The sequence below is a fragment of the Streptomyces sp. NPDC018019 genome (assembly GCF_044327805.1).
Taxonomy (GTDB): domain Bacteria; phylum Actinomycetota; class Actinomycetes; order Streptomycetales; family Streptomycetaceae; genus Streptomyces.
In genome coordinates, this window is the sequence record NZ_JBIRGD010000025.1 from 31,722 (window position 1) to 50,699 (window position 18,978).

The window sequence follows — 18,978 nt, forward strand, 5'->3', positions numbered from 1 at the left end:
CGTCATGGACGAGGGCCGCCGCGCGGGAAGAACGGGCCGGGTCAGAACCGGGGGTCCGGGGACTGGGCCGTGACGATTTCGACCGCCTCCTCCTTGGTGGCCACGGCCGGCGGGGAGCCCTCCAGGGGCTGCTGGGCGGTTTCCTTCATGCAGGCGACGGCGATGGCGCCGACCAGGGCCGCGCCCATCGCGTAGTAGGCGGGGACCATGTCGTTGCCGTCGGCGGCGTCCATGAGGGCGGTGATGACCAGGGGGGTGGTGCCGCCGAAGAGGGAGACGGCGAGGTTGTAGCCGATGGACAGGGAGCCGTAGCGGACGCTGGTGGGGAAGAGGGCCGGCAGCGCGGCGGACATGGTGCCCAGGAGGCAGACCAGGCAGAGGCCCAGGATCAGCATGCCGGGGATGATCGCGGCCAGGCTGCCCGCCTTGACCAGCAGGAAGGCGGGGACGGAGAGGACGAAGAAGCCCAGCATGCCGGTCATCAGCAGGGGCTTGCGGCCGAAGCGGTCGTTGAGCTTGCCGACGGAGCTGATGATGCACATCAGCACGACCATGGTGCCGATGACGATCAGCAGACCGTGCGCCTCGTCGTAGTGGAGGGTGTCGGTCAGGTAGGTCGGCATGTAGGACAGCAGCATGTAGTGGCAGATGTTGTACGCGCCGACCAGCGCGATGCACAGGATCAGCATCGGCCACTGCTGTGCGAAGATCTCGCCGAGCTTCTTCTTGGGGGCGTTCTCCGAGAGGTGGGAGAACTCGGTCTCGGTCTCGGTGACGGACGCCTCGCCGGTGTGCGTCTGGGAGGCTTCGAGCTTCTGGAAGGCGGGGGTCTCGTCGAGCCGCATCCGCAGGTAGAGGCCGACCAGGCCGAGGGGGCCGGCGACCAGGAACGGGATGCGCCAGCCCCAGTCGTGCATGGTCTCGGAGCCGAGCCAGGTGTTGAGGACGAGGACCAGGCCGGCGGCGCCGGTGTAGCCGGCCAGGGTGCCCATCTCCAGGAAGCTGCCGAAGAAGCCGCGCTTCTTGTCGGGCGCGTACTCGGCGATGAAGGTCGAGGCGCCGCCGTACTCACCGCCGGTGGAGAAGCCCTGGACCATGCGGAAGACGATGAGCAGGACGGGGGACCACAGGCCGATGCTGGCGTACGAGGGGATCAGGCCGATGCACAGGGTGCCCGCGGCCATCATGATCATGGTGAGGGCGAGGACCTTCTTGCGGCCGATGCGGTCGCCGAGCGGTCCGAAGAACGCGCCGCCGATCGGCCGGACGAGGAAGGCGACCGCGAAGGTGGCGAAGGAGGACAGCAGGCTGACCGTGTCGCTGCCGCCCGGGAAGAACACCTGGCCGATGGTGACCGCGAGGTAGCTGTAGATGCCGAAGTCGAACCATTCCATGGCGTTGCCGAGTGCGGCGGCCTTCACGGCGCGTTTGACGACGCGCTCGTCGGTCACCGTGATGTCGGTGCGCCGCAGCCGGGGGTTGCGGCGGCGGGCGACGGCCCGGAAGAGGTTTCTGTGGCGTTTGAACGCCTCCGGGTCCCGGTCGGTCGTGGGTTCGGCTTCGGTGCTGCCGGTCGGCACGAGTCGAGTCCTCTCGGTCGGTCAGCGCGCTCATGCGCGGCAGGTGGGTCGCAACAGTCGTGGGCGGCCTCACGGTGTGCGCGGCCGTCGGCGGTCGCCGGTGATCACCCAAAGGTGGTCGTACGACTGGAGCGCCTGCGCGCTGGAGCGCGGCTCAAACCACTCTGACCCCACAACGCGATGTACGTCACGTGTCCTGCGCCGTCCGGAGCAGCGGTTTCTCCCGGTTTCGGGCTGGATTTCGCCAGGGGTGCGACGGCTGCTGTTACAGGACTGGTACAAAGCCGAGTGGTCACCGAAGCGTCCGGGCAATCAGCCTGTGTGGCGGGGAGGGGAAAGTTGCGGGTATCGAAACCGCCCTTATGCTCCGAACCGTTCGTTCTGCGGATACCTCGCGTACGTGTACCGCGTTCCGCGCGCGCGTGACGCGTTCGGCCGTGGTGGCCCGTTCCGCGCCGGCACGGGGCCGCCGCCCCGGAAGGAGAAGTTCATGACCGACTGCGAAGGCTCCCGCCGGTTCAGCGGGCGCACCGCCCTGGCGACCTTCGCCGCGGTCACCGCGCTGGCGGCGGCCGGTGTGTGGTTCAGCCAGGCGACGGACCGCGCGTCGGCGGTGGACGCGGCGCCGAAGACGTCGGCGGTGCGGGACGTGCGGTCGTCGGGGAAGGCGACCGGCGGGCTGCCCGGGCTGCCCGGGGTGCGCGACTGCGGGTTCGGGGAGCCGGAGATCAAGCCGAAGGTCATCACGCTGACGTGCGCCGACGCGGGCATGGTGGCGACCGGTATCACCTGGGAGCGGTACGGCGCGGCGGAGGCCGAGGGCAAGGGCGTGGTGCAGGTCGAGAAGGCCGCCGCCGGGGCGGGCGCGGACGCCGGGTTCCCGGCTCGGTTCCGGCTGTACGGGGCGAAGACGGTGGACGGCGCGCGGGCGTTCACGGGGCTGGAGGTCACGTACGAGGGCTCGACGCCGCTCGGTGACTCGACGGAGATGTACAACCTCGCGTGATGGGCATCCGAGGCCGGATCGCCCTGGCCATTTCGTGCGTGACGGCGCTGGCGGTGGTGGTGCTCGGGTTCGCGGTGCACCACATCGCGGACGCGGAGCGGGAGCGTTCGGCGCGCTCCTACCAGGACGACCGGCTCAGTTCGGCGCTGCAGATCTACGAGCGGGACGGCACGCTGGCGCTGGGCGCCCAGCTGGACGACGCGACGCTGCCGAGTCCGCTGCGCGCCGCGGTCTTCGACGGCAAGTCCGGTACGTACGTGAGTCAGGGCGAGGACCCGCGGGTGTGGGCGGCCACCGGGGTGGGCGGCGGGGCCGGCGGGCAGCCGCGGACGCTGTCGGTGTCGGCGGCGTTCCCGGACAACGACCCGGCCCAGGAGGCGCTGGACCGGGCGCTGCTGATCGCGGGCGTCGGCACGGTGGTGCTGATGGCCGGGGTGTCGTGGTTCGTCTCGCAGCGGCTGTCCCGGCGGCTGCGGCACAGCGCCGCAGCGGCGCGCCGGATCGCCGCGGGCGAGCCGCCGGACGCCCAGGCGCTGGCGGCGTCCGGCCGGGACGAGGTGGCCGAGCTGGGCCGTTCGGTGCACCACATGGCGACGTCGCTGGCCGCGCGGGTGGAGGCGGAGCGCAAGTTCACCGCGGACGTGGCGCACGAGCTGCGTACGCCGGTGGCCGGGCTGGTCGCGGCGGCCGAGCTGCTGCCGCACGAGCGGGCCGTCGAGCTGGTGCGGGACCGGGCGCAGACCATGCGCAACCTGGTCGAGGACCTGCTGGAGGTGTCCCGGCTGGATGCGGGCGTGGAGTCGGCGCAGCTGGACGCGGTGGACCTGCCGTCGCTGGTGCGCGGCATCGTGGGCCGGGCGGAGCGGGTGCGCGGCATCACGGGTGTCGAGGTGGTCGTGGTGGGCCCGGCGCAGGTGGTGGAGACCGACCGGCGCCGAGTGGAGCGGGTGCTGGTCAACCTGCTGGCGAACGCGGCGAAGCACGGCAGGCCGCCGGTGGAGGTGCGGGTCGAGGGCGCGCGGATCGTGGTGCGCGACCATGGGCCGGGGTATCCGCCGGAGCTGTGCGCGGAGGGGCCGCGCCGGTTCCGTACGGCGGCGCCGGAGCGCGGTACCGGTCACGGCCTGGGCCTGACGATCGCGGTGGGGCAGGCGGAGGTGCTGGGCGGCCGGCTGGTCTTCGGCACGGCCGAGGGCGGTGGTGCCGAGGCGGTGCTGGAGCTTCCGGAGCCGTCCGGTCCGGAGGGCGCTGCGGAGCCGGTGGAAGAGCGGGGGGCGGTGGCGGCCCCGTAGGGGGCCGTGCCGGACCGGGGCCCGCGGGGGCCGGGCCGGTGCCTGGGAGACACCGGCCAAGGCCGTCACGGCCGCCCTGTCGGCCGCCGGGCCAGGCTCTTACAGCCCCAGATCCTTGATGATCTTCGCGACGTGGCCGGTGGCCTTCACGTTGTACAGGGCGCGCTCGACCTTGCCCTGCTCGTCGACGATCACGGTGGAGCGGATGACGCCGGTCACGACCTTTCCGTACAGCTTCTTCTCGCCGAAGGCGCCGTACGCCTCCAGGACCTTCTTCTCGGGGTCGCCGAGCAGGGTGACCGACAGTTCCTCCTTCTCGCGGAACTTCGCGAGCTTCTCCGGCTTGTCGGGGGAGATGCCGATGACGTCGTAGCCGTGGCCGGCCAGGAAGTCGAGGTTGTCGGTGAAGTCGCACGCCTGCTTGGTGCAGCCGGGGGTCAGCGCGGCCGGGTAGAAGTAGACGATGACCTTGCGGCCCCGGTGGTCGGCGAGGGAGACCTGCTTGCCGTCCGCGTCGGGGAGGGTGAAGGCGGGGGCGGTGTCGCCGGGCTGCAGTCGCTCGCTCATGGCTCTCCTTGGGCGTGGGTGGGGCGTGGGTGGTGGTCGGGTGGCGGGTGCGCGGCACACGGGGGCCGCGTGCGGCGACGGGTGCGCGAGCGGGTCGCGCCCCGTTTCGTCATGTCCCGAGATTACTGAGCCGCCCCGAAAGGGGGTGCTGTGGGGCGCCGGGGCGGCCGGGCTGACAGACTGTCCGCACGGAAGACGGATCGAGACGACCGGAGGCAGCGCGGTGTCGGAGGCCAGGACCCCTGCGCAGATCGAGAAGGACATCGTCCGCAGGCGGCAGGAGCTCGCCGTGACGCTGGACGAGATCGGCGTGCGGCTGCACCCGAAGACGATCTTGGGGGACGCGAAGGCGAAGACGGCGGCGGCCGTGGACCGCACGGCGGGGCGGGCGTACGTGGCCGCCAACCGGGCGGTCTCCGACATCCGCGCCCAGCTGGTGTCGGAGGACGGCGCGCCCCGCCTGGAGCGGGTGGTGCCGCTGGCGATGATCGGCGTGGCCGTCGTGGGCCTGCTGGTGGTGGGCTCGAAGCGGCGCCGGTCCTAGCGCGGGGCCCGGGGCGGGCGCGGTACGGCCGCGCGGCCAGGTACCGTCTTGCCGTGAGCCCGAATAACGCCAAGGACACCCACGACAAGCTGCCCATCCGGATGCTGCACGACCGGGTGCTGGTCCGTACCGACATCGCCGAGGGCGAGCGCCGTTCCAGCGGCGGCATCGTCATTCCGGCGACCGCGGCGGTCGGCCGCCGCCTGGCCTGGGCCGAGGTGGTCGCGGTGGGGCAGAACGTCCGGACCGTGGAGCCCGGTGACCGGGTGCTGTACGACCCGGAGGACCGGGCCGAGGTCGAGGTGCGCGGCGTCGCGTACGTGCTGATGCGCGAGCGCGATCTGCACGCGGTGGCGGCGGAGCGCCTGGAGGGGGCCGAGGACGCGACGGGTCTGTATCTGTAGGTCCGTTCCCGCGGCGGTACGGCCGTAGGGGCGAAGCGGCGGGCGGTGACCGAGGTCACCGCCCGTTTTGTTCGCTTTTTGCTAGGGTCGGAGCTATCCCGACGAGACGCGCCGTACCGGGTCACGACAAGACGACGCACCCCTGTAGAAGCTCGTTTTCCACGGAGGTGCCGTCATGGCATGGATCCTGCTCGTCGTCGCCGGCCTGCTGGAGGTCGGCTGGTCGATCGGCATGAAGTTCACCGAGGGGTTCACCCGGCTGTGGCCCAGCGTCTTCACCGGCGCGGGCATCGTCGCCAGCATGCTGCTGCTCTCGTACGCCGCCCGGACGCTGCCGATCGGTACCGCGTACGGCGTATGGGTCGGCATCGGCGCGGCGGGTGCCGCGGTCGTGGGCATGCTGGTGCTCGGCGAGCCCGCCACCGCCGCCAGGATCTTCTTCATCTGTCTGCTGCTGGTGGCGGTGGTGGGGCTGAAGGCGACGTCCGGCCACTGAGCCGGCCGGGGGCCGGGGTCCGCTCGGGGCGCACACTCGCCCCTGGGGCCAGGACTCCGCGCGGCCCCTGGCCCCTCGGTGCCCGCTACATCCCCGAAAAGTCCTCCCAGCCCCCGTAGGTCCCGCCGTATCCGGCCCCGGTGCCGCCGCCGATGCCGCCCCGGCCGCCGCCGACGCCCCCGCCCATGCCGCCGCCGATACCGCCGTCGATGCCCCCGGTGGGCGGTTCGACGGTGGGCCAGTCCTCGGTCGGTGCGGTCGTCGGCTGCTGGGTCGGAAAGGTCGGGAAACTGGGGCCGGGGGCGGTGGTGGGCCCGCTGGTCGGCGGGGTGCCGGTGGGGCCCGTGGGCGGGGCGCTGTCGGTCGGCGGCGCGGCGCTGGTGCTCGGCGACTCGCCGGGCGTGGACGGCTCCTGCGAGTCCGGCCGGTCCGCGCCCTTCTCCAGTTCCAGGTCGAAGTCCTTGACCGGCTTCCCGTCCAGGGCCGCCGCCGTGTACTGCGCCCAGATCTTGGCGGGGTAGCCGCCGCCGTTGATGCGGGCCTGCCCCGCGGCGCCGTACAGCGGCTTCTGGGCGCCGGTGTCCGGGTCCTGGCCCAGGACGGCGACGACGGTGGCCAGCTCGGGCGTGTACCCCGCGAACCAGGCGGCCTTGTCATGCTCCGCGGTGCCGGTCTTGCCGGCCGCGGGCCGTCCGGCGGCGCGGGCCTCGGCGCCGGTGCCGCCGGGGCTCTCGATGACGCTGCGCAGGATCGAGGTGGTGGTGTCCGCGGCGTCGCGGGGCACCGCGGTCTTCGGTCCGCGGTCCGGCAGGTCGACGCTCTCGCCGCCCTTGGCGGCCTTGCCGACGAGGCTGTACGCGCGCTGCTTGCCGTGGTTGGCGAGGGTCGCGTACACCTGCGTCATGTCGAGCACGCTGGGGGTGGCGGTGCCGAGGGAGATCGCGCCCTGGGAGGAGCCGAGGCTCGGTGTGTCCTTGGGGACGCCGAGGTCGATGGCGGTGTCCTTCACCTTCTGCGGGCCGACGTCCACGCCCATTTGCGCGTAGACCGCGTTGACGGACTTGTCGGTGGCGGTGGTGACGGTGATCGGCCCGTAGGAGCGGCCGTCCTCGTTCTCGGGCGCGAAGCCGGTGCCCTTGCCGTTGCTGACCGCTTCGCGCTTGTTGGTGCCGTCGTAGACGGTGTTCGGGGTGATCTTGCGGCCGTCCTGGGTGACGGAGCCGTTGGCGACGGCGGAGGCGAAGACGATCGGCTTGAAGATCGAGCCGACCTGGTAGTCGCGCCGGGTGGCGCTGTTGACGTACTGCTTGGCGTAGTCGATGCCGCCGTACATGGCCACCACGTTGCCGGTGGCGGGGTCGATGGAGGTGCCGCCGGCCCGTACGTACCGGTCCGTCTTCGAGCTGCCCAGCTCGTCCATCAGCTGCTCGTCCACCGCCTTGACCAGGGCTTCCTGTCGTTTCCTGTCGATGGTGGTGGTGATGCGGTAGCCGCCCGCGGCCAGCGTTCGGTCATCGATGATCTCGTTCTTGGTCAGGTAGTCCTTGACCGCCTCGACGAGGTAGCCGCGCTGCCCGGACAGGCCGGTCGGCGGCTTGGCCTTGCCCGGGGCGGGGAACTTCAGCGTGGCCCGTTCGGTCTCGCTCAGCCACTTCTTCTTGACCATGCCGTCCAGCACGTAGTTCCAGCGGTCCAGGGCGCGCTGCCGGTTCTCGGGGTGGGCGGCGACGTCGTACGCGCTGGGCGCGTTGAGCAGGGTGGCCAGGTAGGCGCCCTCGGCGGTGCTGAGCTGGTCGGAGTTCTTGCTGTAGTACGCCTGTGCCGCGGCCTGGATGCCGTACGCGTTGCGGCCGTAGTAGCTGGTGTTGAGGTAGCCCTCCAGGATTTCGGACTTGCTGCGCTCGCGGTCCAGCTTGATCGCGATGAAGAACTCCTTGGCCTTGCGGGTGAGGGTCTGTTCCTGTCCGAGGTAGTAGTTCTTCACGTACTGCTGGGTGATGGTGGAACCGGACTGCTTGCCCTTGCCGGTGACGGTGTTCCAGGCGGCGCGGAGCATGGCGACGGGGTCGACGGCGGACTCCGAGTAGAAGTCGCGGTCCTCGGCGGCCAGGACGGCTTCCTGGGTGGTCTTCGGTACCTGGCTGAGCGGGACGTTCTCGCGGTTGACCTTGCCGTCGCGGGCGATCTGGCTGCCGTCGGCGTACAGGTAGACGTTGCTCTGCGCCTGGGCGGCCTGGTTGGCGGCGGGGATGGGGACGAGGACGTATCCGGCGACGAGGCCGCCCGCGATCAGCAGCAGGATGAGCAGGACGCCGCCCAGCACCATCCGCCAGGTGGGGATGGCGCGCCGCCAGCCGGTGCGCCGGGGCCGGGACTTGCCGCCCTTCGCGCCCGGCCCGGTGGCCTCCGGTCCGTCGCCGCCGCCGGCCGAGGGCAACTCGGAGCGCGCGGCCCACCTCGGAACGCGGGGACCGGCCTTGCCGTCCTGCTGCGGATCGTCGCTCATGTCTGTATGGACTCCTCGGCCGCCGCCGAGGGTTGTACCGCGGCGGATCGGTGACGTGTCGGGTGAATCGCGCCCAAAGCCGGAAAAGGAACTGTCGCCCGATACGAAACTCTCGCATCAAGCCCTTCACTCACGAGGGGCGGCGCGCACCTGTGACCGCTCCGTGACCGGCCGAACGGGTCGTTCGGCTCACCGGAACGGGTGAATAAATGTGTGGCCGGGCAACGCCCGCCGGACTAGGCTCCGGTGTTCGCGCCGGGCCGGCGCGCAGTCGGGTACGGGAGGCCCGGAACGTGTTGTACGCCGCCGTCGCGGCCCGGAGCTTCCGGCGCTACGCCACCTACCGTATCGCCACCGCCTCCGGTGTCTTCACCAACACCGTCTTCGGCTTCATCCTCGCCTACACCTACATCGCCCTGTGGACCGAACGCCCCCACCTGGGCGGTTACGGCCTGCCGCAGGCCCTGACCTTCGTCTGGACCGGCCAGGCGCTGCTGGCCGCCACCGGGCTGCTGATCGGCGGCGGGATGGACGAGCTGCAGGACCGCATCCGCAGCGGGGACGTCGCCGTCGATCTGCACCGGCCCGCCGACCTCCAGATGTGGTGGCTGGCCGCGGACCTCGGGCGGGCCGCCTTCCAGCTGCTCGGCCGGGGCCTGGTGCCGATGGCGGTGGGCACCCTCGCCTTCCCGTCGGCGCTGCCCGCCTCCCCGGTGACCTGGCTGCTGTTCCTGGTGTCGGTGGCGCTCGGCGTGGTGGTCGGCTTCGCGCTGCGCTACCTCGTGGCGCTGACGTCGTTCTGGCTGCTGGACGGCGCGGGCGTGTCCATGGTCGCCGGGCTGTTGTGCATGTTCTTCTCGGGGATGGTGCTGCCGCTGAACGTCTTCCCGGGCGCTTTCGGCGAGACCGTACGGCTGCTGCCGTGGTCCTCCATGCTCCAGGTGCCGGCCGATGTGCTGCTCGGTGTGCACGACGGCCTGGGCCTGGTGCGGGCGCTGGCCTTCCAGGCCGGGTGGGCGGCGGTGCTGCTCGCGGCCGGGCGGCTGGCGCAGTCCGTGGCGACGCGCAAGGTGGTGGTGCAGGGTGGCTGAGGAGCGGGCGGGTGCCGCGGCGGTCCTGCGGACGGCCGAGGGGGTGCGGGCGTACGGGCTGATCGTGGCGATGTGGGTACGCTCCACGCTCGCCTACCGGGCGTCCTTCCTGCTGACCGCGTTCGGCAACTTCGCCGCCACCGGGCTGGACTTCCTGGCCATCCTGCTGATGTTCTCGCACATCACCGCCCTCGGCGGCTTCACGCTGCCCGAGGTGGCGTTCCTGTACGGCACGTCCAGTGCCGCGCTGGGCCTGGCGGACCTGGTGCTGGGCAGCATGGACCGGCTCGGCGCCCGGATCCGGGACGGCACGATGGACGTGCTGCTGATCCGGCCCGTGCCGGTCTTCGCGCAGGCCGCCGCGGACCGTTTCGCGCTGCGCCGGCTCGGCCGGATCACCCAGGCGGCGCTGGTGCTGGGCTGGTCGCTGGCCCGGCTGGACGTGGCCTGGACACCGGGCACGGTGCTGCTGGTGCCGCTCATGCTGCTGTGCGGTGCGGTGATCTTCGGAGCGGTCTTCACCATCGGGGCCGCTTTCCAGTTCGTCGCGCAGGACGCCGCCGAGGTCCAGAACTCGTTCACGTACGGCGGGACGACGATGCTCCAGTACCCGCCCACCGTCTTCGCCAAGGACCTGGTGCGCGGTGTCACCTTCGTCGTGCCGCTCGCCTTCGTCAACTGGCTGCCCGCGCTGCGCCTGCTGGGCCGCGACGACCCGCTCGGGCTGCCGGGCTGGGTGGACTTCCTCGGGCCTGCGGTGGCGGCGCTGATGTGCGTACTGGCCTGGCCGGCCTGGCGGGTGGGCCTGCGGAACTACCGGAGTACGGGGAGCTGAGGGGACGGCATGCGAGTGGGTACGCGGGACGACGCGCCGGGCGCCGGGCGTCAAAAAGGGCGGGACGGGACGGGCCCCCAGGAGGACGGCTTCATCGAACTGGACGGCGTCGAGAAGGTCTTCCACGTACGGCGCAGGGCGGGGCGGCTGCGGCGGGTCCGGGAGCAGGTGCGGGCCGTGGACGGCATCAGCTTCAGCGTGCCGCGCGGTGCGATGGTCGGCTACATCGGCCCGAACGGCGCGGGCAAGTCCACCACCGTCAAGATGCTCACCGGCATCCTGGTGCCCAGCGGGGGCCGGCTGCGGGTCGCGGGCATCGACCCCGCGCGCGAGCGCACCCGGCTCGCGCGCCGCATCGGGGTGGTGTTCGGTCAGCGGACGACGCTGTGGTGGGACCTGCCGCTGGAGGACTCCTACGAGCTGGTGCGGCGGATGTACCGGGTTCCGGAGGCCGCCTACCGCCGCAATCTGGAGCGCTGTGTGGAACTGCTCGGCCTCGGGCCGCTGTTGCCGGTGCCGGTGCGCCAGCTCTCGCTCGGGCAGCGGATGCGCGGTGACATCGCGGCGGCCCTGCTGCACGACCCGGAGGTGCTCTACCTCGACGAGCCGACCATCGGCCTGGACGTCGTCAGCAAGGCGAAGGTGCGCGGCTTCCTGCGCGAGGTCAACGCGGAGCGCGGCACGACCGTCCTGCTGACCACCCACGACCTGACCGACATCGAGCAGCTGTGCCGCCGGGTGATGGTCATCGACCACGGACGGCTGGTGTACGACGGCGGCCTGGACGGACTGCACGCCGTGGGGCGCGGCGAGCGGACGCTGGTGGTGGACCTGGAGCGGGAACTGCCGCCGATCGAGGGCGTGCCCGGCGCCCGTACGGTCAAGGTCGAGGGGCCGCGTCAGTGGCTGGCGTTCCCGGCGGCGCAGAGCGCGGCGCCGGTCGTCTCGGCGGTGGCGGAGCGCTATCCGCTGGTGGATCTGTCGGTGCGCGAGCCGGACATCGAGGACGTCATTTCCCGTATGTATGCGGACAGTACGGCGCCGTGAAGCATTAATCTGTCCGTATGACTGAGGAACTCCCCGATCTGCGCGCTTCGGACGCCGACCGTGACCAGGTCGCCGAGATCCTGCGCGAGGCCCTCGCCGAGGGGCGGCTGGCGATGGAGGAGTTCGACGAGCGGCTGACCGCGGCGTATCAGGCGCGTACGGTCGGCGCGCTGCGGCCGCTGGTCGCGGACCTGCCGCAGACGTACGACGGCCGGGCGGGGGTCGCACCCGCCGCTCCCTCCGGGGCGCCGTCCTGGCGCGAGCGGATCGGCGGCGAGCCGTCCTCCCGTGGCGCCTTCGCCTTCTGGAGCGGGTTCTCGCGCAAGGGGCGCTGGACGGTGCCGCGGGTCTTCACCGCGGGGGTGTTCCAGGCGGGCGGCGAGATCGACCTGCGGGACGCCAACTTCGAGGCCGGCGAGGTCACGGTGCGCTGCTTCGCACTGATGGGCGGCATCGACGTCGTGGTGCCGCCGGGCGTCGAGGTGCAGGTGACGGGCTGGGGCTTCATGGGCGGCTTCGACAACGGCGACGGCGAGTTGGGGGACCCGGGCGCCCCGCGTGTGAAGATCACGGGGTTCGCGATGATGGCCGGTGTCGGGGTCCGGCGCAAGGTGTCCAAGAAGGAGAAGGAGCGGCTGAAGCTGGAGCGCGAGCGCCGGGAGGCGTCGGGGCTCCCGGGGGAGCCGGACCGGCACGGGGTGTCGGAGTGGCGGCGCAAGGAACTGGGCTGACGGGGAGGCGAGCCGGAGCGCCGGGAAAGCGGGGAGCCGGGGCTGACGGCTGTGCGGCCGCCGTCCGGCCCGGCCGTGCGGTGGCCCCTGATCGACGCCCCCCGGTCCCCCTCACCGTGCCGCCGGCACCGGCCCCGTGAGCTGCCGGAGGTCCACCGCGCCGGCCATCGCCCGGTAGCCCGCGTCGCTCGGGTGCAGATGGTCGCCCGAGTCGTAGGCGGGCCGCAGCCGCAGCGGTTCCCGCGGGTCGCGCAGTGCCGCGTCGAAGTCCACGTACCGGCCGTAGACCTCCCCGGCACGGATCTTCGCGTTGAGCGCCTGCCGTACGGCGTCCAGCTCCGCCCGGTAGCCGCGGTGCCCGCCGAACGGGGTGAGCGTGCTGCCGACGACGTGGATGCCGCGTGCCCGCGCCCGGCGCACGATCTCCCGCATGCCGTCCGCCAGCTGCTCCGGGTCGAGCTGCCGTGGTGACTTGAACAGGTCGTTCAGGCCGATCTCCACGATCACCGACCGCACCCCCGCGCGGGAGAGCACGTCGCGCTCCAGCCGCGACAGCACGCTCGGCCCGCCGCTGACCGACCAGCGGTCGGCGTCGGTCAGCAGGCGGTTGCCGCTGATGCCCTGGTTGAGCACGCCGTAGCGGGGCGCGCCCGGCTCGGTGCGCAGCCGGGCGGCGAGGAAGTCCGGCCAGCGGTGGTTGGCGTCCGGGGTGGAGGTGTTGCCGTCGGTGATCGAGTCGCCGATGGCGGCGACGGCGCCCTCGGTGTGCGGGCCGCGGACGTCCACGCCGGTCAGATAGCGCCAGGAGGAGACCTTCTCGGTGTAGGTGGTGCCGGTGGTGTCCGCGGCCCGGTCGCCGTGCGCCAGATAGGACGTCTGCCGGGCGTGCGGGTGGTGGGTGACGGGCCCGGAGGGTGCCGGGGAGTAGGTGGTGACCAGGAGGTCGGCGGCGGGCGGTACGGCCAGCCGGGCCGGGTCGCTGGTCACCGTGCCGCCCGCCGGAACGGTCACCGCGGGCCGCCCCGAGAAGGTCAGCCGGCGCATGGTGCCGGGCCGGGCCGCCGGGGTGCCGGGGGCGGCGGCGCGGGCGAGGGTGGCGTGGCCGACGGTCAGCGGGCGGGTGCCGTAAAGGTTGGAGAGCTGGATGCGGGCGCTGGTGCCGCCGATGCTGGTGTGCACCACGTTGCGCAGCGACCTGCCCGCGTAACCGTCGGTGGTGCCGTGCTCGGCCGCCGCCGCGGCGGCCGACCACGTACCGGCCCACCGGCCGGCGGCGGGCGCCGGTCTGCCGTCCGTGGCACCTCCGCTGCCATCGCCCGGGGCGAGGAGGGCCACGGCGGTGATGAGCGCGGCGAGTGCCGCCAGGCCGGCGAGCAGGGCGCGGCCTCCTCTGGTGAACATGCGGCACGGTCTCCTGGGGGAGGCGGAGCGGCGTGCTCCGGGCGGGCACAGGGCAGCGTGGTCGGCGGCGCCGTTGCGGTCCGGGCGGCCTCCTCATGCTGCCACGGGGGTGCGGCGGTCCGCCCGGTGGTCCGCCCCGGTGCCCCGGGTTCCGGTTGGTTCGCCCGGTGTCCCGGGTCCCGGCGGGCCGGACGCGGGAACTCGTGGTTCGCCGCCGGAGTAGGACACAGTTGAACGCACGTACCGGCACGGAGCGGGGCACCTGCCGTTACGTACGGTCCGAACGGGTGCGAGCGGGTGGAGCGGATGGAACGGATGAAGACGGACGTGATTCCCGGGGCGGATACGGCCGCGGGGGCGCACGGGGCGCCGCCCGGCGGCGCGCACGCGGGCACCGGCCGGGTCCGCGGCCCGGTGCCGCCCGGCGGCTTCCCGTACAGCCCCGCCGACGAGGAGAAGCGGCGCGGCGTACGGCGCATGAAGACCCTGGCGACCTGCCTGCTGCTCGGGGTCGCCCTGGTCTACGCCCTCGCCACCTGGGCGAAGGCCGCCGGAGCGGGCGGCTGGGCGGGCTATGTCGCGGCGGCGGCCGAGGCCGGCATGGTCGGCGCGCTGGCCGACTGGTTCGCGGTGACCGCGCTGTTCAAGCGCCCGCTGGGCCTGCCGATCCCGCACACCGCGATCATCCCGACGAAGAAGGACCAGCTGGGGGTCAGCCTCGGCGACTTCGTCGGCGAGAACTTCCTGTCCGGCGAGGTCGTCCGGCAGCGGCTGCGCAAGGTCGGCATCGGCCGCCGGCTCGGCGCCTGGCTCGCCGAGCCGAAGAACGCCGACCGGGTCACGGCGGAGCTGTCCACCGCGCTGCGCGGCGCGCTGACCGTGCTGCGCGACTCCGACGTGCAGGCGGTGGTCGGCGAGGCGATCACCCGGCGCGCCGACGCGCAGGAGGTGGCGCCGGGCCTGGGCAAGATGCTGGAGAAGGTCGTCGCGGACGGCGGGCACCGGCGGGTGGTGGACCTGGTCTGCGTCCGGGCCCACGACTGGCTGGCCGCGCACGGCGACTCGGTCATGACGGCGGTCTCCGGCGGCGCGCCCGGCTGGACGCCGCGCTTCGTGGACCGCAAGGTCGGCGAGCGGGTCTACAAGGAGCTGATGCGGTTCGTCACCGAGATGCGTGACATGCCCGAGCACCCGGCGCGCGGCGCGGTGGACCGTTTCCTCCGGGACTTCGCGGGCGACCTCCAGTCCGACACCGACACCCGGGAGCGGGTGGAGCGCCTGAAGTCGGAGGTGCTGGGGCGCGGCGAGGTGCAGGATCTGATCGCCTCGGCGTGGAGCTCCGTACGCACCATGATCGTGGCGGCGGCCGAGGACGAGAACAGCGAGCTGCGGCAGCGTACCCGGGAGGCGCTGCTGTCGCTGGGCCGGCGGATGGCCGGGGACGGGCGGCTCCAGGGCAAGGTGGACGGCTGGCTGGAGGGCGCCGCGGTCTACGTCGTGACGACCTACCGGAACGAGATCACCTCGTTGATCACCGACACGGTGGCGAGCTGGGACGCCGAGCACACCTCGAAGAAGATCGAGGCGCACATCGGGCGCGACCTCCAGTTCATCCGGATCAACGGCACGGTGGTCGGCGCGCTCGCCGGGCTGTGCATCTACACGGTGTCGCGGCTGCTCGGCGGATAGCACGCGGGGCGCCGCGGACTATGGAAGTCTCAGGGCCCAGGGCCTACCGTGCCCGCGTGCGCGAGCGGATACCGGTGGTGGTGCAGGGGCAGCGGCGACGGAGGCCGGTCGCCGTCCGGGCGTTGTGGGCGGGTGCGGAGCTGGCGGTGACGTTCGGCGTACTCGTCCTGCTGCTGGTCGTACATCAGCTGTACTGGACCAACCGGCAGGCGCAGGCGGGCGCGCGCGACCAAGTGGCCCGGCTGGAGCGGCAGTGGGACACGCAGCGACCCGGCGGCCGGGCGGAGCCCTCGCCCGGTCCCGCCGCCCCGGAGCCGGAGTCCGGGCCGGAGCCCGAGCGGCACGGGGCCCGGATGAGCCAGGAATTCCGCACCACCCTGGAACCGGCCCCGCCGCCGCGCCCGCGCCGGGACGACGCGTACGCGGTCCTGCGCATCCCGCGCCTGGGCCTGACCGTCCCCGTCGCCGAGGGCACCAGCCGGACCGCCGTCCTGAACAAGGGGTACGCGGGCCACTACGCGCACACCGCGCAACCCGGCGAGCAGGGGAACTTCGCGCTGGCCGGGCACCGCAACACGCACGGCGAACCGTTCCGCTTCCTCGACCGGCTGCGGCCCGGCGACACGGTGGAGGTGGTGACCGCGACCGCCCGGTACACGTACGCGGTCGACCGGACCCTGCCGCGCACCGCGCCGTCCGACGGCACGGTCATCGCCCCCGTCCCGTACAGCAGCGCCCGTCCGGCGTACCGCTACACCGCGCCGGGCGCCTATCTGACGCTGACGACCTGTACGCCGGAGTACTCCTCGGCGTACCGCCTGGTGGTGTGGGGGCGGCTGGCCGGCGCGGCGCCCCGATAGGCTCTCGCGCTGTGCTGAAACGTCCCACGCTGCTGTGGCTCCTGGTCCCCCATGTGCTCTACCTCGGCGCGCTGCCGCTGGTGAACCGCGTGACCCCGACCGTGCTCGGGCTGCCCTTCCTCGTCTTCTGGATGCTGCTCGCGACCCTGCTGACGCCCGCTTCGGTGTGGCTGGCCTGGCACGGCGACCGGAAGCGGGCCGCGCGGCGGGCCGGGGCACCGGCCGGAGAGCGGGGCGCGGCGTGAACGCGACGATCGCCACCTCCATCTTCGCCGCGTTCATGGTGCTGACGCTGGCCCTGGGCCTGCTGGCGGTCCGCGGCGGCGGGCGCCGCAAGGGCGGGCTCGCCGAGTGGTCGGTGGGCGGCCGCAGCCTCGGCACGGTCTTCATCTGGGTGCTGATGGCGGGCGAGAGCTACACCAGCTTCAGCTACCTGGGCGCCGCGGGCTGGGGCTACAACTTCGGCGCCCCGGTCCTCTACGTCCTGGCGTACATGTCCTGCGGCTACGCGATCGGCTTCGTGGTCGGCCCGATGCTCTGGTCGTACGCGCGCCGGCACGGCCTGGTCGGCATCACCGACCTGGTGGCGCACCGCTACGGGCGGCGCTGGCTCGGTACGGCGGTGGCCGTCCTCGCGACGGTCTGCCTGCTGCCGTACATCCAGCTCCAGATCACCGGCATGGGCGTCGTCGTCACCACCATCTCCTACGGTGCGATCAGCCTGAACTGGGCGTACTTCATCGGCTTCGCGGTGACCACGCTCTTCGTCGTGGTCAGCGGGCTGCGCGGGAGCGCGTGGGTCTCGGTCCTCAAGGACGTGCTGGTCATCGCGACCCTCGCCTTCCTGGCCGTCTACGTGCCGCAGCACTACTTCGGCGGGTACGGGCCGTTCCTGGACCGGATCGTCGCCGAGAAGCCGCAGTGGCTGACCTTCCCCGGCCACCACTCCGGCGGCCTGGACCAGGGCTGGTTCATCACCACCTCCCTGCTGAACTCGCTGACCGTCGTCATCTTCCCGACGACCGTCGCGGGCTACCTGGGCGCGCGCAGCGCCGACGCGCTGCGGCGCAACGCGGTGCTGCTGCCCTTCTACAACGTGCTGCTGTTCGTGCCGATGCTGCTGGGCATGGCGGCCCTGTTCGTGGTGCCGGGGCTGACCGGCGCGGACTCCAATCTGGCGCTGTTCAAGCTGGTGGTGGACTCGCTGCCGGCCTGGCTGGTGGGCGTCACCGGGGTCGCGGCGGCGCTCTCCTCCATCGTGCCGATGGCCGTGTTCATGCTGGTCATCGGCACGATGTGGGGGAGGAGCGTGCTGGGCGCGGTGCCCCGGCTGGCGCACCGTCAGAAGCTGTGGTCGCAGGTGGTCGTCGTGGTGGCGGGCGGGCTGGCGCTGCTGCTGACGTACACCGCGCCGAACACCCTGGTGCGGCTCTCGCTCATCTCGTACGAGGGGATGGCGCAGCTGGTCCCGATGATTCTGCTGGGACTGGTGTGGCGGCGGCTGACGCTGTACGGGGCGGTCGCCGGGCTGGTCGTGGGCCTGGTGGTGGTCTGCGGGCTGGTGTTCACCGAGCACGATCCGGTGTGGGGCATGAACGCGGGCATCGTGGCGCTCGCGGTGAACCTGGTGACGGCGCTCGCGGTGACCTGGCTGGGCCCGGTGCCCGTGGACGGCCGGCCGGACGCCGAGGTGCTGGCGTCGGACCTGGATACGGGCGACGGCGGGGAGCAGGACGGGCCGGGGGAGGCCGGCGCGGCCGTCGGCACCGGGAAGGGCGGGGAGCCCGGACCGGCCGGGGTCAGCCCGTCGCCGGCGAAGTGATCTTCTTGCCCTCCGGGGAGACGGCGAACCACGTGCCCATCTTCCCCTGCCCGTTGACGTCGCCGGGCTGTTTGTCGCCGCTGAAGGTGTAGACCGGCCAGCAGTCGACGGCCAGCTGCTTGGTGCCGTCGGGCCGGGTGACGGTACTGATCAGCTTCTCGGGGACGCCCTCCAGCTTGCTCTTGTCGGCGGGCCCGACGGGTTTCCAGGTGTCCAGGCAGGCGCCGTTGCACCCGAATTTCATCGGCCAGGCGCTGTCCTTGTTGAAGCGGTAGACGGTCCGGCCGTCCTTGTCGACGAGCAGCTTGCCCAGCTTGGGCTGGTCGAAGACGGAGACGTCGGCGGCGGGCCCGGCGGTGGCCTTCTTGCCGTCGGGCGCGAACGCGTTCCAGGTGCCGCCGACACCGTGGCCCTTGGTGTCGCCCGGGGCGGTGTCCTTGGCGTAGCGGTACGCGGGCCAGCCGTCGATGGTGAGCTGTTTGCTCCCGTCGGCGCGGGTCACCGAGCCGAGGGCGCTCGCGGCCATGCCGGAGGCCGCGGCGGCGTCGTCGGCGGGGACCGGGGGCCAGGTCGTCGCGCAGGTGCCGGAGCAGGTGGATTCGGGCGGATCGGCGGTGTCCTTGTCGAAGCGGTACAGGGTCATGCCCTTGCTGTCGGTGACGACCGGGCCGAGTGCGGGGGACTGGCGCAGGGCGAGGGTCCCGGCGGGAGCGCCCTGCGCGGCGGGCCGGTTGGTGTCGTCGGCCGAGCCGTAGCCGTCACCACCGGCCTGGCCCTTGTCCGCGCCGCTGTCGGTTCCGTAGCCACTGCCACTGCCACTGCCGCCCGAGCCGTAGCCGGCGGTACTTCCGCTGCTTGTACGCGCCTTGTCGTTGGCCACCGGCGCCGCGTCGGTGCCGTCGCCGGAGCCGCAGGCGGTGGTGAGCGCCATGACGGCGGCGGCGGTCACGGCCAGCGCGGCGTGCCGCCGCCGGCCGTCGGGGCGGCGGGAGGCGGGCGGGATGCGGTCGGTGGGCGGGTACGTCTGCGGGCTCATCGGTGTCTCCTTCGGGAGGGGCTGGTTTCGGGAGGTTCCGGCTTCGTGTGGTGCCGGCCTCCGGGGAGGCC

General features: G+C 72.7%; 18 protein-coding genes and 1 riboswitch. Of the genes, 13 read left to right on the forward strand and 5 right to left on the reverse strand.

What is annotated here, in order from left to right; genetic code table 11:
* Nucleotides 1-41 precede the first annotated feature (41 nt).
* Nucleotides 42-1,580, reverse strand: coding sequence for an MFS transporter (locus ACH4FX_RS32470; protein WP_398485012.1), 1,539 nt, complete (start codon nt 1,578-1,580; stop codon nt 42-44).
* Nucleotides 1,581-2,070: 490 nt separating this feature from the next.
* On the opposite strand from ACH4FX_RS32470, the gene ACH4FX_RS32475 reads away from it, so the two are divergent.
* Both ACH4FX_RS32475 and ACH4FX_RS32480 read left to right on the forward strand, forming a co-directional pair.
* Nucleotides 2,071-2,586 carry a hypothetical protein gene (locus ACH4FX_RS32475; RefSeq protein ID WP_398485013.1) on the forward strand — a complete coding sequence of 172 codons (516 nt, stop codon included), beginning with the start codon at nt 2,071-2,073 and terminating at the stop codon, nt 2,584-2,586.
* On the forward strand, nt 2,586-3,878 hold the full coding sequence (locus ACH4FX_RS32480) for a sensor histidine kinase (protein WP_398485014.1): 1,293 nt from the start codon (nt 2,586-2,588) through the stop codon (nt 3,876-3,878). The genes ACH4FX_RS32475 and ACH4FX_RS32480 overlap by 1 nt, the downstream gene beginning before the upstream one ends.
* 99 nt (nt 3,879-3,977) lie before the next feature.
* Here the strand turns inward: ACH4FX_RS32480 and bcp are convergent, their stop codons facing one another.
* Nucleotides 3,978-4,445: a thioredoxin-dependent thiol peroxidase gene (bcp, locus tag ACH4FX_RS32485; protein ID WP_398485015.1), complete on the reverse strand. Its 468-nt coding sequence runs from the start codon at nt 4,443-4,445 to the stop codon at nt 3,978-3,980.
* 223 nt (nt 4,446-4,668) lie between these two features.
* Between bcp and ACH4FX_RS32490 the strand changes: the two genes are divergently transcribed.
* The 3 genes from ACH4FX_RS32490 (at nt 4,669) to ACH4FX_RS32500 (ending at nt 5,889) form a co-directional block, all read left to right on the forward strand.
* Nucleotides 4,669-4,989: a DUF3618 domain-containing protein gene (locus ACH4FX_RS32490; protein WP_398485016.1), complete on the forward strand. Its 321-nt coding sequence runs from the start codon at nt 4,669-4,671 to the stop codon at nt 4,987-4,989.
* 101 nt (nt 4,990-5,090) lie between these two features.
* Complete coding sequence (locus ACH4FX_RS32495) at nt 5,091-5,393, forward strand: co-chaperone GroES (protein WP_176564603.1); 303 nt, start codon at nt 5,091-5,093, stop codon at nt 5,391-5,393.
* A 68-nt stretch (nt 5,394-5,461) separates the two neighbouring features.
* A riboswitch (guanidine-III (ykkC-III) riboswitch) is annotated at nt 5,462-5,534 on the forward strand.
* A gap of 34 nt (nt 5,535-5,568) precedes the next feature.
* Complete coding sequence (locus ACH4FX_RS32500; protein WP_189306382.1) at nt 5,569-5,889, forward strand: multidrug efflux SMR transporter; 321 nt, start codon at nt 5,569-5,571, stop codon at nt 5,887-5,889.
* An 85-nt stretch (nt 5,890-5,974) separates the two neighbouring features.
* Here ACH4FX_RS32500 and ACH4FX_RS32505 read toward each other — a convergent pair whose 3' ends face one another.
* Nucleotides 5,975-8,395, reverse strand: a complete 2,421-nt coding sequence (locus tag ACH4FX_RS32505) for a transglycosylase domain-containing protein (RefSeq protein WP_398485017.1) — start codon at nt 8,393-8,395, stop codon at nt 5,975-5,977.
* 293 nt (nt 8,396-8,688) lie between these two features.
* On the opposite strand from ACH4FX_RS32505, the gene ACH4FX_RS32510 reads away from it, so the two are divergent.
* The 4 genes from ACH4FX_RS32510 to ACH4FX_RS32525 all read left to right on the forward strand — a co-directional run bounded on the left by ACH4FX_RS32510 (nt 8,689) and on the right by ACH4FX_RS32525 (nt 12,099).
* On the forward strand, nt 8,689-9,486 hold the full coding sequence (locus ACH4FX_RS32510) for an ABC transporter permease (RefSeq protein ID WP_398485018.1): 798 nt from the start codon (nt 8,689-8,691) through the stop codon (nt 9,484-9,486).
* A 70-nt stretch (nt 9,487-9,556) separates the two neighbouring features.
* Nucleotides 9,557-10,321: an ABC transporter permease gene (locus ACH4FX_RS32515; RefSeq protein ID WP_398485104.1), complete on the forward strand. Its 765-nt coding sequence runs from the start codon at nt 9,557-9,559 to the stop codon at nt 10,319-10,321.
* A gap of 9 nt (nt 10,322-10,330) precedes the next feature.
* Nucleotides 10,331-11,368 (forward strand): ATP-binding cassette domain-containing protein, encoded by a 1,038-nt coding sequence (locus ACH4FX_RS32520; RefSeq protein WP_398485019.1) that lies wholly within the window; start codon nt 10,331-10,333, stop codon nt 11,366-11,368.
* Nucleotides 11,369-11,385: 17 nt separating this feature from the next.
* Nucleotides 11,386-12,099 carry a DUF1707 domain-containing protein gene (locus ACH4FX_RS32525; protein ID WP_398485020.1) on the forward strand — a complete coding sequence of 238 codons (714 nt, stop codon included), beginning with the start codon at nt 11,386-11,388 and terminating at the stop codon, nt 12,097-12,099.
* Between the two features lie 111 nt (nt 12,100-12,210).
* On the opposite strand, the gene ACH4FX_RS32530 is transcribed toward ACH4FX_RS32525, so the two are convergent.
* Nucleotides 12,211-13,500 (reverse strand): SGNH/GDSL hydrolase family protein, encoded by a 1,290-nt coding sequence (locus ACH4FX_RS32530; protein WP_398485021.1) that lies wholly within the window; start codon nt 13,498-13,500, stop codon nt 12,211-12,213.
* A gap of 315 nt (nt 13,501-13,815) precedes the next feature.
* Between ACH4FX_RS32530 and ACH4FX_RS32535 the strand changes: the two genes are divergently transcribed.
* The 4 genes from ACH4FX_RS32535 to ACH4FX_RS32550 are packed head-to-tail and all read left to right on the forward strand — an operon-like array spanning nt 13,816 to nt 17,871.
* Complete coding sequence (locus ACH4FX_RS32535) at nt 13,816-15,189, forward strand: DUF445 domain-containing protein (RefSeq protein ID WP_398485105.1); 1,374 nt, start codon at nt 13,816-13,818, stop codon at nt 15,187-15,189.
* A gap of 20 nt (nt 15,190-15,209) precedes the next feature.
* A complete protein-coding gene (locus ACH4FX_RS32540) occupies nt 15,210-16,049 on the forward strand; it encodes a class E sortase (RefSeq protein WP_398485022.1) in 840 nt (279 codons plus the stop codon).
* Nucleotides 16,050-16,060: 11 nt separating this feature from the next.
* Nucleotides 16,061-16,294: a DUF3311 domain-containing protein gene (locus tag ACH4FX_RS32545; RefSeq protein ID WP_398485023.1), complete on the forward strand. Its 234-nt coding sequence runs from the start codon at nt 16,061-16,063 to the stop codon at nt 16,292-16,294.
* Nucleotides 16,291-17,871, forward strand: a complete 1,581-nt coding sequence (locus tag ACH4FX_RS32550; protein ID WP_398485024.1) for a sodium:solute symporter — start codon at nt 16,291-16,293, stop codon at nt 17,869-17,871. The genes ACH4FX_RS32545 and ACH4FX_RS32550 overlap by 4 nt, the downstream gene beginning before the upstream one ends.
* Here the strand turns inward: ACH4FX_RS32550 and ACH4FX_RS32555 are convergent.
* On the reverse strand, nt 17,849-18,907 hold the full coding sequence (locus tag ACH4FX_RS32555; RefSeq protein ID WP_398485025.1) for an SCO0930 family lipoprotein: 1,059 nt from the start codon (nt 18,905-18,907) through the stop codon (nt 17,849-17,851). The genes ACH4FX_RS32550 and ACH4FX_RS32555 overlap by 23 nt on opposite strands.
* Between the last annotated feature and the right edge of the window lie 71 nt (nt 18,908-18,978).

What these genes read in the sequence shown, in the direction of transcription:
- ACH4FX_RS32535 (WP_398485105.1), top strand. Translation starts at nt 13,816, where the DNA reads ATGAAGACGGACGTGATTCCCGGGGCGGATACGGCCGCGGGGGCGCAC.
- ACH4FX_RS32480 (WP_398485014.1), top strand. Translation starts at nt 2,586, where the DNA reads ATGGGCATCCGAGGCCGGATCGCCCTGGCCATTTCGTGCGTGACGGCG.
- ACH4FX_RS32505 (WP_398485017.1), bottom strand. Translation starts at nt 8,395, where the DNA reads ATGAGCGACGATCCGCAGCAGGACGGCAAGGCCGGTCCCCGCGTTCCG.
- ACH4FX_RS32530 (WP_398485021.1), bottom strand. Translation starts at nt 13,500, where the DNA reads ATGTTCACCAGAGGAGGCCGCGCCCTGCTCGCCGGCCTGGCGGCACTC.
- ACH4FX_RS32495 (WP_176564603.1), top strand. Translation starts at nt 5,091, where the DNA reads ATGCTGCACGACCGGGTGCTGGTCCGTACCGACATCGCCGAGGGCGAG.
- ACH4FX_RS32515 (WP_398485104.1), top strand. Translation starts at nt 9,557, where the DNA reads ATGTGGGTACGCTCCACGCTCGCCTACCGGGCGTCCTTCCTGCTGACC.
- ACH4FX_RS32520 (WP_398485019.1), top strand. Translation starts at nt 10,331, where the DNA reads ATGCGAGTGGGTACGCGGGACGACGCGCCGGGCGCCGGGCGTCAAAAA.
- ACH4FX_RS32500 (WP_189306382.1), top strand. Translation starts at nt 5,569, where the DNA reads ATGGCATGGATCCTGCTCGTCGTCGCCGGCCTGCTGGAGGTCGGCTGG.
- ACH4FX_RS32555 (WP_398485025.1), bottom strand. Translation starts at nt 18,907, where the DNA reads ATGAGCCCGCAGACGTACCCGCCCACCGACCGCATCCCGCCCGCCTCC.
- bcp (WP_398485015.1), bottom strand. Translation starts at nt 4,445, where the DNA reads ATGAGCGAGCGACTGCAGCCCGGCGACACCGCCCCCGCCTTCACCCTC.
- ACH4FX_RS32540 (WP_398485022.1), top strand. Translation starts at nt 15,210, where the DNA reads ATGGAAGTCTCAGGGCCCAGGGCCTACCGTGCCCGCGTGCGCGAGCGG.
- ACH4FX_RS32475 (WP_398485013.1), top strand. Translation starts at nt 2,071, where the DNA reads ATGACCGACTGCGAAGGCTCCCGCCGGTTCAGCGGGCGCACCGCCCTG.
- ACH4FX_RS32525 (WP_398485020.1), top strand. Translation starts at nt 11,386, where the DNA reads ATGACTGAGGAACTCCCCGATCTGCGCGCTTCGGACGCCGACCGTGAC.